The following is a 17,158-nucleotide window of genomic DNA, read 5'->3' as shown; positions in this document are numbered from 1 at the left end:
CGCGCCAAGCAGACCCTGGACCATTATGGCGCTGGTCCGATATGGCGCAAAATTGTGGGCCGGATCAGGCCGGATTTCCGTCCATTATGGTCGCGTCACCCCATGCGGATCAGGCGGCGCGGACGGCCTCGATCGGGGCCAGTATGGCCCGGTTGCGCCCCGCGCGCTTGGCCTGGTAGAGCGCGGCGTCGGCGGCCGACAGCCAGGCTTCGCTCGACATGCGCCCCGCGCCGATCGTGGCGACGCCGAAGCTGGCGGTGACATGCAGTGGTGGATTGTTGGTGATCTCGAACCGCTCGATCGCGGCGCGTATCCGATTGGCGACCGCCAGCGCATCGGCCTCCTGCGCTTCGGGCAGCAGCAGGCCGAATTCCTCGCCGCCGATCCGGCCGAACGCATCGCTGGGGCGGGACAGGCCTTTGCAGAGCGCCGCGACCGCTTCGATCACGCGGTCGCCCGCCGGATGGCCGTGGCGGTCGTTGATCTGCTTGAAATGGTCGATATCGAGCAGCACCAGCGCGGCCGGGCGGCGGTGGCGGGTGAAGAGCGCGATCCGCTTGTCCATTTCGGCGATGAAGGCGCGCCGGGTCAGCGCTCCGCTCAGATGGTCGCGCTCGGCCAGCAGACGCAATTCCATCTGCTCCACGACGATGGGGGCAAGGCCCTTGAGTACTTCCATCTGTTCGGGCGAAAAGGTGCGGGGCCGGGTGTCGATGGCGCAGAGCGACCCCAGATTATGGCCATCAGGCGTGCGCAACTGCACCCCGGCATAGCTGCGGATGCCCGGCTCTCCGGTCACCAGCGGATTGTCGCAAAAGCGCGGATCGGCCTGCGCATCGGTGATGACGAGCGGTTCGTCCTGGCGGATGGCATGGTCGCAAAAGGCCATGCTGCGGGCGGTTTCGGATATGTCGAGGCCCGTGATCGACTTGAACCATTGGCGTTCGGTGTCGATCAGCGACACGGCCGAAATGGGCACATCGAACAAGGTCCGCACCAAATCGGTCACCTTGTCAAAGGCACCTTCGGCCGGGGTGTCCAAAATCCCATAGCGGCGCAGCGCCGCTATCCGGGCGGGTTCATCGATAGGTATGGCACAGGGCATTTCACGGTATCCGGTTATCATATTATGCCTGCCGCTTCGGGCATGGCGAGGAAATCCGGCGGGGTCTGGCCACCCCCCTTGGCCGACCGGTGTACCAGAGTGGGCCTGGGTTCTGAACAAAGGGTTAAAACAGGCGCGGAGCGGCAAGGGATATCGCGCGTTCGAGCCTGTCTTTCGCCGTACGTATGTCGTAGCAGCATAGCGGCCCGTCGGACAGGGCCGTTACCCCAATAATGCTGCTTCAGCCGGGCCGAGCCCCAAAGTCAGGCCGGGTTATGGTCTTTCAGGAAGGCATCGAGCTTTTCCAGAAACTCCAGCCTATCGGCCTCGCGCGAGAAGTGATGATCGGCCAGCGGCTGTTCGACATAGAGATAGTCGCGGCCCTGGACCTTCCCGGCGGCCTTGAGCTTTTCCGCCATTTCGCGCGACTGGCTTACCTGGACGCGACGGTCCTTTTTGCCGTGCATCAACAGGATGGGCGTGGCGAATTGTCCGGCGAAGTGGATCGGCGAGACGGCAGCGAAATCGGGGGCCTGCTCCTTCATCCAATCCTTGCGCGTGCTATGATAGAGGAAGCGCTGGTCATAGCGCATCATGGCGGCAAGGTCGGAAACGCCGGCATAGGATACGGCGCAGCGATATTTGGCGGGGTCACGCTGGGCCGCTCGCATCGCGGCATAGCCGCCATAGGATGCGCCGACCATGCAGACGCGCTTGGGATCGGCAATACCCTGCTGCACCGCCCAATCGACCGCGTCGTTGAGGTCGTCCTGCATGGCCAGGCCCCATTGTCCCTCGCCCTTTTCGGCGAAGGCTCTGCCATAGCCAGACGAGCCGCGATAATTGGGTTGCAGCACGGCATAGCCGCGCCACGCCAGAAACTGGACCCACCAGTCCCACTCCTCCGCATCGCGGGCGAAAGGGCCGCCATGGGGCATCAGGATGAACGGCAGGTTCTTTGCGTCGCGCCCGGCCGGAACCGTCAGCACGGCGGCAATCTCCAGCCCGTCGCGCGCCTTGTAGCGGATGGTCTTGACGGGTGCGAGGCGGGTCTTGGTGGTGAAGCGGTCGCTCACCCTGGACAGGATGCTCATGGCGCCTGCCGCCGTATCGTAATAATAATAGGCACCGGGCTGATCGGGCGTGCCGACATGCACGACCATGCGCTGGCCGTCCCGGCTGGTGGAAATGATGCGCGCGCGCCGCTCACCGACCGCCTTGTCGATATCCGCTTGAATCTTGGCCAGATTGGCGTCGAACCAATGAACCGCAGGCGCGTCGCCGGTGTAGCGCACCCCGGCAAGGCCGGTCCCGGCGGCATCCTCGGTTATCCCGCCCAGATCGAAACCCGGCGCCGAAAATATCTTGCGCCCCAGTTCGAGCGTGGCGAGATCCAGTTCGTAGAGCGCATCGGTGCCTTCGCGATCATCGCTGGCGATCGCCTTGGCGGGATCAGCGGTGAAGAGCAGCGGCACCACCAGCGATTCATCGCGGCGGCGATCGGCCCGGTCGACGACGCGGAAATTGGCCCGCCCATCGGGGCGGTAGAGCAGCTTGCCCGTGCGGCTACTGTCATTATAGCCCACCCCCATGCGCACCGCACCGGTGGCGTCGGCATACCAGTTTCGCACATGCTGGCGGGAGGCAATGACGCTGCGCATCTTCCCCGTGCCGACATCGACCTCATCGACCTTCGGCCAGAAGCCGGGGTCGTTGGAGAAGATCGATGTCTGGTAGGCGAGGAGGATGCGTGGCGTGCCATCGCGCGCGATCCAGATGACGTCATCGGCGTTTTGCGCCGCGGCTGATTTGGCGAGCATATTGATCTTGCTGCCGTCGCGCTTCACGCTGGCGACGCGGCTGACATACCAGGGCATGCCCTGAACATTGCTTTCCGCGCCGATGCCCGCGATCAGCCAGTCGTCATTGACCCATTGCCACCAATTGAGATCATTGTCGCCCAGGGCCAGCGAACGGACGCGGTTAGGGCCGTCATGCACATCGGCGATCACCAGCAATTGCTCACCGTTGACCGCGACCCGGCTGGCGATGTGCAAGCCGTCGGGCGAGAGGGCAGGTTGCTCCATCAGGGGCAGGGCAGCGAAATCCTTGACCGTCCAGGTCGGCGCACTGTCAGGGGCCGGGGATTGGGCTGATACCGGCAACGCCAGAAACAGCGCGCTGCCCATCAGCGACGTAAGAATAGCCTTCATCGATTTCCCCCCAGACAGATCGACCCCGCCCCAGGGAATAGGGCGAGGTCGACGCGCCGTCATCTGCTTTTTTGGCGAATGCTCAGATGGTTGGGATGATCCTATCCCCCATGCGCCAGCGCGGCGAGCAGCAGCAGCGCGACGATGTTGGTGATCTTGATCATCGGGTTGACCGCTGGCCCGGCGGTATCCTTGTAGGGATCGCCCACCGTGTCGCCGGTCACAGCCGCCTTATGGGCTTCGCTGCCCTTGCCGCCATGATGGCCATCCTCGATATATTTCTTCGCATTGTCCCATGCGCCGCCGCCCGATGTCATCGACAGCGCGACGAACAGGCCGGAGACGATGACGCCGAGCAGCAGCGCGCCGAGCGCTGCGAAGCCGTTGGAGACGCCCGCGACCGCCGAGATGGCGAAATAGACGACGATCGGGGCCAGCACCGGCAACAGGCTGGGGACGATCATTTCCTTGATCGCGGCCTTCGTTACCAGATCGACGGTGCGGGCATAGTCGGGCTTGCTGGTGCCATCCATGATGCCCTTATTCTCGGCAAATTGCGCGCGGACATCCTTGACCACGTCGCCCGCGGCGCGGCCCACCGCGGTCATTCCCATCGCCCCGAACAGATAGGGTAGCAGCGCGCCCAGCAGCAGGCCGACGATGACATAGGGGTTGGAGAGGCTGAAATCGACCGGCGCGGTGAGGCCAAGCGCGCTGTTATAATATTTCAAATCCTCGGTATAGGCACCGAACAGCACGAGCGCGGCGAGGCCCGCAGAGCCGATGGCATAGCCCTTCGTCACCGCCTTGGTCGTGTTGCCCACCGCGTCCAGTGCGTCAGTCTTGACCCGCACGCTATCGTCGAGATGCGCCATTTCGGCGATGCCGCCTGCATTGTCCGTCACCGGACCATAAGCGTCCAATGCGACGACCATGCCCGCCAGCGCCAGCATGGCAGTGGCGGCGAAGGCGATGCCGATGAGGCCCGCCAGTTGATGTGCCACGATGATGCCGATGACGATCACCAGCGTCGGCAGGGCAGTGGACTCCAGGCTGATCGCCAGACCCTGAATGACGTTGGTGCCATGGCCGGTTTCCGACGCCTTGGCGATGGAGCGGACCGGGCGATAATTGGTGCCGGTATAATATTCGGTGATGACCACCAAAAGCCCGGTGACGGCGAGGCCCACCATCATCGACCAGAACAGCGCCATGCCGGTATAGCCGCCCACGCCATCCAGGTCCGCGCCGAACACTGCGTTCATGTCGCCCAGCGTGCGCCAGGTGACATAATAGATGGCCGGGATGGAGAGCAGAGCGGTGGTCCAGAAGCCCTTGTAGAGCGCGCCCATGATCGACTGGCTGGAGCCGAGCCGCACCATATAGGTGCCGATGATCGAGGTGATGATGCACACGCCGCCCACGATCAGCGGCAGTGCCATCAGGTTGAGCAGCACGGCATTGTCGAGGCCGGTGACCAGCAGCGCGGTCAGCACCATGGTTGCGCCGATGGTGACGACATAGGTTTCGAACAGGTCGGCGGCCATCCCTGCACAATCGCCGACATTGTCGCCGACATTATCGGCGATGACGGCGGGGTTGCGGGGGTCGTCTTCGGGGATTCCAGCCTCGACCTTGCCAACGAGGTCCGCGCCGACATCGGCGGCCTTGGTAAAGATGCCGCCGCCCAGCCGCGCGAAGATGGAAATGAGCGATGCGCCGAAGGCCAGCGCGACGAGGCTGTCGATGACGAGCCGGTCGTCGGGCGCATAGCCCGACGGGCCGGTCAGATACCAGAAGAAGACGGATATCGCGAGCAAAGCCAGGCCCGCCACCAGCATGCCGGTGATCGCGCCCGCGCGGAACGCCACCGTCAACCCGCTTTGCAGCGTGCCGCGACAGGCTTCGGCCGTGCGGACATTGGCGCGCACCGAAATGTTCATGCCGATGAAACCCGCCGCCCCCGACAGGATCGCGCCGATCAGGAAGGCGATGGCGGATGTGATCCCCAAGAAGAGCAGGACCAGCGCGGCGACGACTACGCCGACAATGGCGATGGTGGTATATTGGCGGCCCAGATAGGCCCTCGCCCCCTCCTGAATCGCGCCCGCAATCTCCTGCATGGTGGCGTTGCCTGCGGGCGCACTTAGCACCTGTCGGCTGGTGAACAGGCCATAGAGGATGGCCAATAGGCCACATCCTATGGCGATATAGACGATCTGCATGCTTGTTCCTCTCCCCCTGTTATGGCTGTCATCGGCCGCTCCGCAGGGAATGACGGGCGAACGAAAGGCGCAGGGGCGGGCGGCCGGGCGGGTTGGCTCCGGCATCGATCACCGCGTCAATCAGCAGTGGGCACACGCACATAAGCGGTCCAAACGGGCTGAGAATAGGGTGAAGCGAAGCTACAGGGTGGAGGGCGTGCGTCAAGCGGGTTGGCGCAGAAACCTCACCAACCTCACCCGTTCGTTTCGAGCGCAGTCGAGAAACGATTACGCGGCGTTTCTCGACGTAGTTTATCCAGAGCGCCTGCCGCAGGCGGGCAGTCGAAGGGCTCGAAACGAACGGACCCTCTCGACTTATCCATGTTCCCAGCCAAGCCGGTCGGGCAGCGGCACGATCGCGCCGTCGATCATCAAGGTGAGGCCTGCGCCCGTGCTGACATGCCCGACCGGAATGGACCGCACCGGGGGAGCCAGCCCCCGCGGCAACGTGAAGAGCAACTCATAATCATCGCCCGCGCGCGCGGCGGCGATCTGGACCGCGGTGCTGGCCCCGCGCGCCTTTTCCAGCGCCGGGGAGAGGGGGATATGGTCGATGATGATCGCGACGCCGCTGGCCTGACCCATGCGCTGCGCGTCGATCAACAGCCCGTCCGACAGGTCCATCATGGCGCTGGCGTGGGGGGCGAGTAGTGTGCCTTCGGCGAGGCGTGGGCGCGGGCGGCGATAGGCATCGACCAGTGGGCCGGACGCGGCCGGGTCGGCACGGGCAAGGTCGAGGCCAATGCCCGCGTCGCCCACGGGGCCAGTAACATAGAGAATGTCGCCTGGTTGCGCGCCATTCCGCGCGGGGATTGGGCCGGTCGCTTGTCCGATCGCGGTCAGGCTATAGCTGCGCGCGCTGGCGGATGGCATGGCGACGGTATCGCCGCCGAGCAGCGGCATGGCGTGGCGATCGAGCGCTTCGCCCAGCCCCGCGATAAAGGCTGCGTCCCATGCTTCGTCGCCCGACAGCGCATAGTTGAGCAGGCAGCCGACCGGCCGCGCGCCCTTCGCCGCCAGGTCGGACAGGTTCACCGCCGCGAGTTTCCAGCCGATATCGGCGGGCGGATCGGTGGGGAGGTAATGGACGCCCTCGACCATCGTGTCGCTGGTCAGGATCAGGCGGGTGCCGCCAACCGGCAGGATCGCGACATCATCCATCAACCCTTGCGCGGCGGGATCATTCGCCAATAGGCGCAGCAGGGTGAGGAAGCGGGATTCGGCGGACATGGCGGGAGTCTAGCCTTCTCACCGCCGATCCGAAATGCTTTCCTCCGTTCGTTTCGAGCCCTTCGACTGCCCGCCTGCGGCAGGCGCTCTGGATAAACTACGTCGAGAAACGCCGCGCGCAGGTTTCTCGACTTCGCTCGAAACGAACGGAGGGCGGTGCTTACGCCCGCACATCCTTGGCCACGCCATCAAGCAGGCCGTTGACGAAGCCCGATTCGCGCTTGTCGTAAAAGGCGTGGGCGACATCGACATATTCGCTGATGACCGTGCCGGTGCCGACATCGGCGCGGGCGAGCAGTTCATAGGTGCCCGCGCGCAATATCTGGCGCATCGGCTTGTCGAGCCGATCGAGGCTCCAGCCGGTCGACAGGCGGGCGGCGATCAGCGCGTCGATCTCGTCGCGGCGCTTGTCGACGCCGGACACGACATCGTCGAAAAACGACTGTTCGGCCGGGGCATAGGTCACATCCTCGATCGTCGCGCCGAGGCGATGGGTGTGAAATTCATGCAGCAGGATGTGGAGCGGCGTGCCCTCCATTTCGAGCTGGTAGAGCGCCTGGACCGCGGCAAGGCGCGCGGCGGAGCGGGATTTGGATCGTTCGTTCATCGGATGCCCCCTACGCCTGTGTTACTTCAGGCGCAACGCCACGGATGCGGCATGGGCGGGCAAGCCTTCCGCTTCCGCCAGCGCAACCGCCGCCGGGCCGATCGCGCCGATCGCGGCGGCATCAAGACTCAAGAAGCTGGTGCGCTTCATGAAGTCCAGCACGGACAGGCCCGACGAGAAGCGCGCACGGCGGCCGGTGGGCAGGACGTGGTTCGGCCCGGCGACATAATCGCCGACCGCTTCGGGCGTCATCCGGCCAAGGAACACCGAACCAGCATGGCGCACCTTGGCGAACAGCGCATCGGGATCATCCACCGCCAGTTCGAGATGTTCAGCGGCGAGCCGGTTGACCAGCGGCATTGCCTCTTCGAAATCGCGCACGACGATGATCGCGCCATTGGCTTCCCAACTGGTGGTCGCCACGGCCTGGGTCGAGAGCAGCGGCAGGCGGCGCTGCACCGCCTGTTCGACCGCATCGGCGAAGGCGGCATCGTCGGTGAAGAGGATCGACTGGCTGGTCGGATCATGTTCGGACTGGCTGAGCAGGTCGGCGGCAATCCAGTCGGGGTCATTCTTGGCGTCGGCGACGACCAGGATTTCCGATGGGCCGGCGACCATGTCGATGCCGACCACGCCGTAAAGCTGCCGTTTGGCTTCGGCGACCCAGGCATTGCCGGGGCCGGTGATGACATCCACCGGTGCGATCCGGTCCGTGCCATAAGCGAGTGCGGCGACGGCCTGCGCCCCGCCAACGCGCCAGATTTCCTCGATCCCCGCAATCTGGGCGGCGGCCAGCACCAGCCGGTTGATCTCGCCATTCGGCGTCGGCGTCACCATCGCGATGCGGCTGACGCCCGCGACCTTGGCAGGAATGACATTCATCAGCAGCGAGCTGGGATAGGCGGCGCGACCGCCGGGGACGTAAAGCCCCGCCGCGTCGACCGCGCTCCAGCGCGCGCCAAGGCGCACGCCCGCGCTGTCCACGCCGTCGCTGTCCACCGGGCGCTGCTTTTCATGGTAGGTGGTGATGCGCGCGGCGGCGAGTTCGAGCGCGTCGCGCAGGGTGGTGGAAATGCCATCGAGCGCGGCGCGGCATTCGGCGCGCGTGACCGCCCAGCCGGTGACGTTCAGGTCGTGATGGTCGAAGCGCTGGGTATAGTCCGCCAGCGCCGCGTCGCCGCCCGCGCGCACGGCTTTGAGGATCGCGGTGACATCGCGCGAGACATCTTCATCGGCTTCGCGGCGCGCATCGACCAAGGTGGTGAAGGCGGCTGCGAAGTCGGGCGAGGTGGTGGTAAGGCGTTGGGTCATGATTACTCTATTCCTCCCCCGGCGGGGGAGGGGGACCGCCGCCGAAGGCGGTGGTGGAGGGGTGTCACGCTATCGGAAGGGTAACACCCCTCCGTCTGGCCTGCGGCCAGCCACCTCCCCTGCAAGGGGAGGATTGAATAGGCGTCACGCCGCATCCCGCACCCCCACGGCCCGGCGAAACGCCTCGACCATCGGCGCCAATTCCGCCGAGCGCATCTTGAAGGCGGCGCGGTTGACGATCAGGCGGGCGGAAATCGGCATGATGATATCGGTTTCGACGAGGCCATTGGCCTTCAGCGTCGCACCCGACGAGACGAGGTCGACGATGCGCCGCGAAAGCCCCAGCGAAGGGGCCAATTCCATCGCGCCGTTGAGCTTCACACATTCCGCCTGCAGCCCGCGCGCTTCATAATATTTGCGCGTGAGGTGCGGATATTTGGTCGCGACGCGGACATGGCTGATCGCGGCTTCATCTTCATCGGCGGCGTCCGCGGGCTGGGCGACCGACAGGCGGCAATGGCCGATGTCGAGGTCCACTGGCGCGTAAAGTTCGGAATAGTCGAACTCTTCCACCACGTCCGATCCGACGATGCCGATCTGCGCCGCGCCATGGGCGACGAAGGTGGCGACGTCGAACGCGCGCACGCGGATGATCGACACGTCGGGGCGGTTGGTAGCAAAGCGCAGCGCCCGGCTTTTCTTGTCATGAAACTCCGCCTCCGGCTCGATACCGGCTTTGGCGAGCAAGGGCAGCGCTTCATCGAGGATGCGGCCCTTGGGAATGGCGAAGGTGAGGGTGCGAGTCATGACGCGCGGGCCTTAGCCGGGCGCGGGGGGCAGGGCAAGGATTTGGGGGGGCATACTCCTTCTCCCTTGAGGGAGAAGGATATGGAGCCTTACCGAACGGAGTGAGGTTAGGCGGAGTTGGATGAGGGTGGCGGTGCGCTATCGTTAGGGCGGTACACCCTCACCCAGCTACGACTAAGGCAGCAAGCTGCCAAGTCTACGCATCCCTCCCCCTCAAGGGAGAGGGTTATAGAGCCTCCGCCATCGCGCTCTGCGTGCTAGCAATCCAGCCGCCGCCCAGCACATGGTCGCCATCATAGAGCACCGCTGCCTGTCCCGGTGCGACGCCATATTCCGGGGCGTCGAACAAGAGTTGTCCGTCCATCATCCGCGCAGGCACCGGCTTGGCCATCGACCGTACCTTGGCGGTCAGCGGCCCGGCAAAATCACGACCCAGCCAGTTGATGTCGGTGAGCGTCGCGCCCGATACCGCCAGCGCCGCCTTGGGGCCCACAATCACCCGCTTGGCCGCCGCATCCAGGCGGATGACGTAGAGCGGGTCGGGCTGGCCGCCAATCTCCAGCCCCTTACGCTGACCCACGGTGTAATGGATCATGCCTTTGTGCCGACCCAGCACCCGGCCATCGATATGGACGATGTCGCCACCCTCATCCGCGTCGGGGCGCAGCTTGCGCACGATCTTGGCATAATCGCCGTCGGGGACGAAGCAGATGTCCTGACTGTCGGGCTTCAATGCCACCGCCAGCCCGAGTTCCGCGGCGATTTCGCGGACCATCGGCTTGGGCAATCCGCCGAGCGGAAAGCGCAGATAGTCGAGCTGCGCCTGTGTCGTGGCGAAGAGGAAATAGCTCTGGTCGCGCGCCGGGTCGGCGGCGCGGTGCAGTTCCGCGCCGTTTGGCCCTTCCACCCGGCGGACATAATGGCCGGTGGCGAGGCAATCGGCACCCAGGTCGCGCGCGATCTGAAACAGATCGGTGAACTTCACCCCCATATTGCACTTCACGCAGGGGATGGGGGTGCGCCCAGCCATATATTCGTCGGCAAAGTCGGCGATCACCGAATCGCGGAAGCGGCTTTCATAGTCGAACACATAATGGGCGATGCCGATGCGGTCGGCGACGGCGCGCGCGTCGCGTATGTCTTGGCCCGCGCAGCAGCTTCCGGTGCGGCCCACCGCCGCGCCATGATCGTAAAGCTGGAGCGTCACGCCGATCACTTCCGCGCCGGTCTTCGCGGCCAGCGCGGCGACGACGCTACTGTCCACGCCGCCCGACATGGCAACGACGATCCGCCGCGCGTCGAGCGGCTGGGCTAGCTGAAATTCTGGCTGCATGGCCGCGCCTATACGCTCCGCGCGCCTGCCATGCCAGTGGCGAGTGATGCGATAGCCCGCCCCGCTATGCGACGAAGCGTTGGTCCGAGTTTACGGACCCTTATCCATTGCCACCTAGAAAGAGGGCATGGACCTTAGTTTCCTTCGGGCAAGCGGGCTTAAGCCCGTCCATGCCAGAGCCCTCGACCGACCGCGCATGCCGGTCTGGCCGTTCCTGCGAGCTGCTTGCGCGGCTGCACAGGCGGCCAGTCCGACGGCGCAGGCGGTTGCGGGCGTCCTGCGGGGGCAGGGCGAAGAGGAAGACTGGGTCCAGGAGCTGGCGGCAGTGTTTGCGCCACGTTCCGGCGGCATGATCGAGGCCGTTCGTCTCGCGGGAAGTTTCAATCCACTCGTCGCGAGCCGTTTAGCTGGGGGGCAAGGAAGATGAAGATGGCGTTTACCGTGGCGCTTTAGCCGATGTTCAGGGCTGAAGCGCAAAAAGGATAACGCTGTTGGATTTTGCAACACCAAATGCCGCAAGTTGAGGGTTAAGAATGATCGAGAACCAGAAAATCAGGCCTGCCCAGGTCGTCGGGCCGCTCGGAGAACCCCTGACGCTGGATAGCCTGCCGCCTGCGGACACGACGCGCTGGGTGGTGCGGCGCAAGGCAGAGGTGGTCGCGGCCGTCAATGGCGGCCTGCTGACCGTCGATGAGGCATGCGCGCGTTACAATCTGACGCTGGAGGAATTTGCCGGCTGGCAGCGCGCCGTCGACCGGTCGGGCATGCATGGGCTGCGCGTCACGCGCATCCAATATTATAAGTCTCTCTATGAGCGGCAGCAGAAATATTGAATTCGCGCCAGCTGGCGTGACGGGATTGGCAGGGGCCGTCGGAGCATCGCTCCGGCGGCCCTTTTTGCATCCCTTTGCGGGCGCATCCTAACGGCGCAAAGCCGCGATGGTTGCAGGGGCGGAATCATTTTTGTGCGATGGAACGAGATGCTCTGTCCCCCGTTCAATGATTACCCAACCCGCAGGGGGCGTGGTTCAAGGAGATTATCATGGGCATCATTCTGTGGCTTATCATCGGTGGCGTCGTTGGCTGGCTGGCCAGCATGGTCATGCGCACTGACGCGCAGCAGGGCATCCTGCTGAACATCGTCGTCGGCATCGTCGGCGCTTTCATCGGCGGTCTGATTTTCAGCGGCGGTTCGATCAACGACGGCGTTACGCTCTACAGCTTTCTCGTGTCGCTGGTCGGTGCGATCATTCTGCTGGCGATCATCAACCTGGTCCGTCGCGGTTCGGTGCGCTAACGCGCCCAACCCGACCTTCCGGTCAAAAGGGCTGCGCTTCATCCGAAGCGCGGCCCTTTTTTTATGACTGCAGGTGCTGCGGCTATCGCTTGGCTGCCAAGAAACGATACACGATCAATATGGCGATCGCGCCCAGCACGGCGGCGATGAACCCGGCGCTTTGCCCCGGCGCATAAAGGCCCGCCAGCCTGCCCATGAAGCCGGCCAGCAGCGCCCCGGCGATCCCCAGCAACATCGTCACGATGCAGCCACCGGGGTCGCGTCCCGGCATGATCAGCTTCGCAAGTGCCCCGGCCAACAGGCCGATGACGATCCATCCCAACAAGTCCATGGCGCGCTCCTCTCCCCGTACCCCGCGTCGATATAGCGCCACAGTCCGGTTCGCTTGGCAATATGCTAAGCAGGCGTAACGAACCGACATCCGCGATCCACCGTCCCGTGCCGATACATTATCGCTTTGCCCTTGCGCCCGACCCCGTGATATTGGGGGTTGAGGCAGGTGCTATATTCATATAACACAGTCGCTGGATGGCGAAGGCCGGAAAGATGGAATCGGCATGAATTACGAAACCCAGGTCTTGCGCGACTCGACGGTTGTCCTTGGCGACGACGACTCACGCAACGGACGCAAGAAGCTGTTGATCGTGGGCGGCGTGGTCGCGCTGATCCTGATTGCGGTGGCGATATGGATGTCCATGCGCGGCGGCGATGCAGCTGCGCCTGCGCCAAGCGCGCAGGTGCCGGTGGTAACGGTAACAAGTCCCGGCCAATCGACCGTCGCCCGCACCGTCACGGCAACAGGATCGCTCGCCGCGCGCGTCGAAATGCCGGTTGGCGTGATCGGCGAGGGCGGCATGGTCAGCCGCGTGCTGGTACAGCCGGGCGATTGGGTGCGCGCAGGCCAGCCGCTCGCCATCATCGAACGCTCGGTCCAGGTCGAACAGGTCCGCTCGCTCGCGGCCCAGGTCGAAGTGGCGCGCGCCGATGCGAAACTGGCGCAGGCGCAGCTCGATCGCGCCAAGGCGCTGGTCGGGCGCGGGTTCATCAGCGCGGCCGACATTGATCAACGCACGGCGACACGGGATGCGGCGCAAGCGCGCGTCAATGTCGCAGTCGCACAATTGGCCGAACAGCGCGCCCGCACCGGACGCCTCGACATTCGTGCGCCCGCCAAGGGCCTGATCCTGACGCGCGCGGTCGAACCGGGCCAGATCGTCGGTTCGGGCAGCGGCGTGCTGTTCCGCATGGCCAAGGATGGCGAGATGGAATTGCAGGCGCAGGTGGCCGAGGGCGACCTTGCGACGCTGCGCCCCGGTAACAGTGCTGTGGTGACGCCGATCGGCGGCAAGGATCAGTTCGCCGGACGTGTGTGGCAGGTATCCCCGGTGGTCGATCCGACCGTGCGGCAGGGTATCGCCCGCATCGCCATTCCTTATAATCCCGCGATCCGGCCCGGCGGTTTTGCCGCGGTGACGATCACCAGCGGATCGGGGACCGCGCCGCTGCTGCCGGAATCGGCGGTGCAGAGCGATCCCAAAGGCAATTATGTCTATGTCATCAATGCCAAGAATATGGTCGAGCGGCGTGACGTGACCGTTGGCCAGGTGTCCGATGCGGGCGTCGCGGTAACCAGCGGCATCACGGGCACGGAAAAGATCGTGACGTCGGCCGGTGCCTTCCTGGCACCGGGGCAGAAGGTCAAGCCGGAAGCGATCAAGGGCAGTTAGGGCTGGCGGGGCCGCGTCGCGGCCTGCGCTGGATGGATTTGGAAGGGACGGCGATCCGTCCGGCGAGGGAAAGCCCGTCATGAGTTTTCGCAATATATCCGCTTGGGCGATCCGCAATCCGGTGACGCCATTGGTGATGTTCGCCGCCCTGTTGCTGGCGGGGATCGTCAGTTTCACGCGGATGGACGTCAACAATAATCCCGACATTAGCTTCCCGGCCGTTACCGTGATCGTCAGCCAGCCGGGTGCCGCGCCGACCGAACTGGAAACGCAGGTCACGCAACGGATCGAGGCGGCGGTGCGCGGCATCAGCGGCGTGGACGAAATCACCTCCTTCGCCTCCGAAGGCCAATCGCTGACCAATGTCCAGTTCCAGATCGGCACGCCCGTCGATCGCGCCGTCAACGACGTGAAGAATGCGGTCGACCAGATCCGCAGCGATTTGCCCGACGGCATTTTGGAGCCGCAGGTCACCCGTGTCGATATCGACGGCGGACCGATCGCCTATTTCAGCGCCGAAGCGACCGACATGACGCTGGAGGAATTGTCCTGGTATGTCGATAATACGGTCGCCAAGCGGCTGCTGTCGGTCAGCGGCATGGCGGCGGTCAATCGCGGCGGCGGCGTCAGCCGCGAAATCCGCGTCATCCTGGACCCCGCCAAATTGCAGGCGTTCGGCATCACCGCTGCACAAGTGAACAGCCAGCTCAATCAAGTCAATCTGAACGCAGCGGGCGGCCGCACCGAAATCGCCGGGGCCGAACAATCGATCCGCGTGCTGGGCAATGCGCGCAATGCGCGCGACCTGGGCGCGACGCAGATCGCCATCACCGGCGGCCGCACCGTCAAGCTGGCCGACATAGCCGACGTGCGTGACATGTATGCCGAACAGCGTAGCCTGGCGCTGATGAACGGGCGGCAGGTCACCAGTTTCAGCCTGGAAAAGGCCAAGGGTTCGTCGGACGTCACCGTCTATGACGATGCGATGGTTCAGCTGGACAAGCTGCGCAAGGAAAACCCCAAGGTTACCTACAAGCAGCTCTATACCAGCGTCGATTACACCAAGGACCAATATCATTCGGCCATGGCCGCGATGATCGAGGGTGCGGTGCTGGCGGTCGTCATCGTCTTCCTGTTCCTGCGCGATTGGCGCGCGACGATGATATCCGCTTTGGCGATCCCGCTCTCGGCGATCCCGACCTTCTGGTTCATGGACATGATGGGCTTCACGCTCAACGGCATCTCGCTGCTGGCGCTCAGCCTGGTCGCGGGCGTGCTGGTCGATGACGCGATCGTGGAGATCGAGAATATCGTGCGCCATATGCGCATGGGCAAAAGCGCCTATCAGGCATCGATCGACGCGGCTGACGAGATCGGCCTGGCCGTGTTGGCGACCACCATGGCGATCGTGGCGGTGTTCCTGCCGGTCGCCTTGATGCCGGGTATTTCGGGACAGTTCTTCATCCAGTTCGGCATGACCGTCGTGGTCGCGGTGCTGATGAGCCTGGCTGTCGCGCGCCTGATCACGCCGATGATTGCGGCCTATTTCCTCAAAGCCCATGGCGAGGCAAGCCATGGCGAAGGCTGGCTGATGGACCGCTATATGAGCGTGCTGCGCTGGTCGCTCGACGAGCGCCGGGCCATCGCGCACCGCGCGCGCGGTGGCTGGCGGCGGTTCACGGCGATTTTCCTGGATCATCGGATGTGGACCGTCGGCTTTGGCGCGCTGGCCTTCATCGCGACCATCATCGCCTTCGCGACGCTGCCTATGACCTTCCAGCCCACGACCAACACCGATTTCAGCCAGGTGAAGATCGAAACCGTACCGGGCAGCACCCTGGCGCAGACGACGGCGATTACCCGCAAGGTCGCCGACATGCTGGCGGCCGATACGAAGGTGGTCGATGCCGCCTTTGCCGATATCGAAACCACCAATGCCGATATCTTCCTGACGCTGAAAAAGGACCGGCCGATGACGTCGGTCGAATGGGAGCGCAAGATTGCGCCGAAGTTCCAGACGATCGCCGACGCACGGGTGAATTTCCAGTCGCAATCGGGCGGCGGCTTTGGCCGCGACATCATCATGATGTTCGGGTCCGACGATCCCGTGAAACTGGAGCAGGTCGCAAACCAGTTGGTCGCGGAAATGGCCCGCATCCCTGAATTGCGCGCGCCGCGCGTTCAGGGCGACATGCAGCGGCCTGAGATCATCATCAAGCCCCGGCTCGACCTGGCGGCCAGCCTGGGCGTGACGACGGCCGCACTCAGCCAGTCGATCCGTATCGCAACGATCGGCGACATCGACCAGAACAGCGCGAAATTCTCGCTGGCCGATCGCCAGATTCCGATCCGCGTGGCGATTGCGGAGGATAGCCGCAAGGATCTCGGCACGATTGAAAATATGCCCGTGCCCACCGTCAATCGCGGATCGGTGCCGCTCAAGGTGGTGGCCGACATCACCTTCGGCGCCGGGCCGACGCAGATCCGCCGCTACAACCAGATCCGCCGCATCGTCGTCGGGGCCGACATGGCACCGGGCGTCGTGACCAGTGAGGCGACCAAGAAGATCAACGCTCTGCCGCTGATGAAGGCGATCAACGAAGGCCGTATTCAGGGCGTGCAAAAGATCGACGCCGGCGATGCCAAGTGGCAGGCGGAAATGCTGGTCAATTTCGCCATCGCCGTGGCGTCGGGCATCCTGCTCGTGCTGGCGGTGCTGACGCTGCTCTACAAGCGGATCATGCCGCCCTTCGTCAATCTCGGCTCGCTACTGCTCGCGCCGCTGGGCGGGGCGCTTGCCCTGCATGTCGCAGGACAGCCCCTGTCGATGCCGGTGTTCATCGGCCTGCTGATGCTGCTGGGGATTGTCGCCAAAAACTCGATCCTCGTCATCGACTTCGCGCTGGAGGAAATGGACAAGGGCGTGCCCAAGTTCGAAGCGATCGTGGACGCCGGGCATAAACGCGCCCAGCCGATCGTCATGACGACGGTGGCGATGGTGGCGGGCATGGTGCCGACCGCGCTGTCGCTGTCGGGCGATGGCGCCTGGCGCGCGCCGATGGGCATCACCGTGATCGGCGGCCTGCTGCTGTCGACCGTGCTGACGCTGGTGATCGTGCCGGCGACCTTCAGCCTGGCCGTCGCGCTCGAAAGCTGGGTTGGGCCGCGCCTTGGCCGGGGGCTGCTGACGTACAAGCCGGGCGATGACAAGGGAGTCGCCCTGCCTGCGGAATAGCCGGATGGATTAGGGCTTTGCCTGAACGA

The 17,158-nt window shown here is 64.4% G+C and carries 13 protein-coding genes; 4 read left to right on the top strand and 9 right to left on the bottom strand.

Annotated features, from left to right (window positions below; translation table 11 throughout):
* Positions 1 to 109: 109 nt before the first annotated feature.
* The 8 genes from SxD43FB_RS03280 to mnmA form a co-directional block, all read right to left on the bottom strand.
* Positions 110 to 1,105 (bottom strand): sensor domain-containing diguanylate cyclase, encoded by a 996-nt coding sequence (locus tag SxD43FB_RS03280; RefSeq protein ID WP_096060944.1) that lies wholly within the window; start codon positions 1,103 to 1,105, stop codon positions 110 to 112.
* A 263-nt stretch (positions 1,106 to 1,368) separates the two neighbouring features.
* Positions 1,369 to 3,318, bottom strand: coding sequence for a S9 family peptidase (locus tag SxD43FB_RS03275; RefSeq protein ID WP_096060943.1), 1,950 nt, complete (start codon positions 3,316 to 3,318; stop codon positions 1,369 to 1,371).
* A 101-nt stretch (positions 3,319 to 3,419) separates the two neighbouring features.
* Positions 3,420 to 5,543, bottom strand: coding sequence for a sodium-translocating pyrophosphatase (locus SxD43FB_RS03270; protein ID WP_096060942.1), 2,124 nt, complete (start codon positions 5,541 to 5,543; stop codon positions 3,420 to 3,422).
* A 354-nt stretch (positions 5,544 to 5,897) separates the two neighbouring features.
* Complete coding sequence (gene thiL, locus SxD43FB_RS03265; RefSeq protein ID WP_096060941.1) at positions 5,898 to 6,812, bottom strand: thiamine-phosphate kinase; 915 nt, start codon at positions 6,810 to 6,812, stop codon at positions 5,898 to 5,900.
* Between the two features lie 160 nt (positions 6,813 to 6,972).
* Positions 6,973 to 7,419, bottom strand: coding sequence for a transcription antitermination factor NusB (gene nusB, locus SxD43FB_RS03260; RefSeq protein WP_096060940.1), 447 nt, complete (start codon positions 7,417 to 7,419; stop codon positions 6,973 to 6,975).
* A gap of 21 nt (positions 7,420 to 7,440) precedes the next feature.
* Entirely contained in the window at positions 7,441 to 8,730 is a 1,290-nt protein-coding gene (hisD, locus tag SxD43FB_RS03255) for a histidinol dehydrogenase (protein ID WP_096060939.1), read from the bottom strand.
* A 144-nt stretch (positions 8,731 to 8,874) separates the two neighbouring features.
* Positions 8,875 to 9,537: an ATP phosphoribosyltransferase gene (hisG, locus tag SxD43FB_RS03250; RefSeq protein ID WP_037476505.1), complete on the bottom strand. Its 663-nt coding sequence runs from the start codon at positions 9,535 to 9,537 to the stop codon at positions 8,875 to 8,877.
* A gap of 226 nt (positions 9,538 to 9,763) precedes the next feature.
* A complete protein-coding gene (gene mnmA, locus SxD43FB_RS03245; RefSeq protein WP_096060938.1) occupies positions 9,764 to 10,870 on the bottom strand; it encodes a tRNA 2-thiouridine(34) synthase MnmA in 1,107 nt (368 codons plus the stop codon).
* Between the two features lie 533 nt (positions 10,871 to 11,403).
* On the opposite strand from mnmA, the gene SxD43FB_RS03235 reads away from it, so the two are divergent.
* On the top strand, positions 11,404 to 11,703 hold the full coding sequence (locus SxD43FB_RS03235; protein WP_037476500.1) for a DUF1153 domain-containing protein: 300 nt from the start codon (positions 11,404 to 11,406) through the stop codon (positions 11,701 to 11,703).
* Between the two features lie 209 nt (positions 11,704 to 11,912).
* Complete coding sequence (locus tag SxD43FB_RS03230; RefSeq protein ID WP_037476499.1) at positions 11,913 to 12,167, top strand: GlsB/YeaQ/YmgE family stress response membrane protein; 255 nt, start codon at positions 11,913 to 11,915, stop codon at positions 12,165 to 12,167.
* 82 nt (positions 12,168 to 12,249) lie between these two features.
* Here the strand turns inward: SxD43FB_RS03230 and SxD43FB_RS03225 are convergent, their stop codons facing one another.
* On the bottom strand, positions 12,250 to 12,498 hold the full coding sequence (locus tag SxD43FB_RS03225; protein WP_037476498.1) for a GlsB/YeaQ/YmgE family stress response membrane protein: 249 nt from the start codon (positions 12,496 to 12,498) through the stop codon (positions 12,250 to 12,252).
* Positions 12,499 to 12,724: 226 nt separating this feature from the next.
* Between SxD43FB_RS03225 and SxD43FB_RS03220 the strand changes: the two genes are divergently transcribed.
* A complete protein-coding gene (locus tag SxD43FB_RS03220) occupies positions 12,725 to 13,894 on the top strand; it encodes an efflux RND transporter periplasmic adaptor subunit (protein ID WP_096060936.1) in 1,170 nt (389 codons plus the stop codon).
* Between the two features lie 79 nt (positions 13,895 to 13,973).
* On the top strand, positions 13,974 to 17,129 hold the full coding sequence (locus SxD43FB_RS03215; protein WP_096060935.1) for an efflux RND transporter permease subunit: 3,156 nt from the start codon (positions 13,974 to 13,976) through the stop codon (positions 17,127 to 17,129).
* Positions 17,130 to 17,158: the final 29 nt, after the last annotated feature.

The sequence above is a fragment of the Sphingobium sp. D43FB genome, assembly GCF_002312805.1.
Classification (GTDB): domain Bacteria; phylum Pseudomonadota; class Alphaproteobacteria; order Sphingomonadales; family Sphingomonadaceae; genus Sphingobium.
Note: the sequence above shows the minus strand (reverse complement) of the source record. Positions and strands in the feature narration are given on the sequence as shown.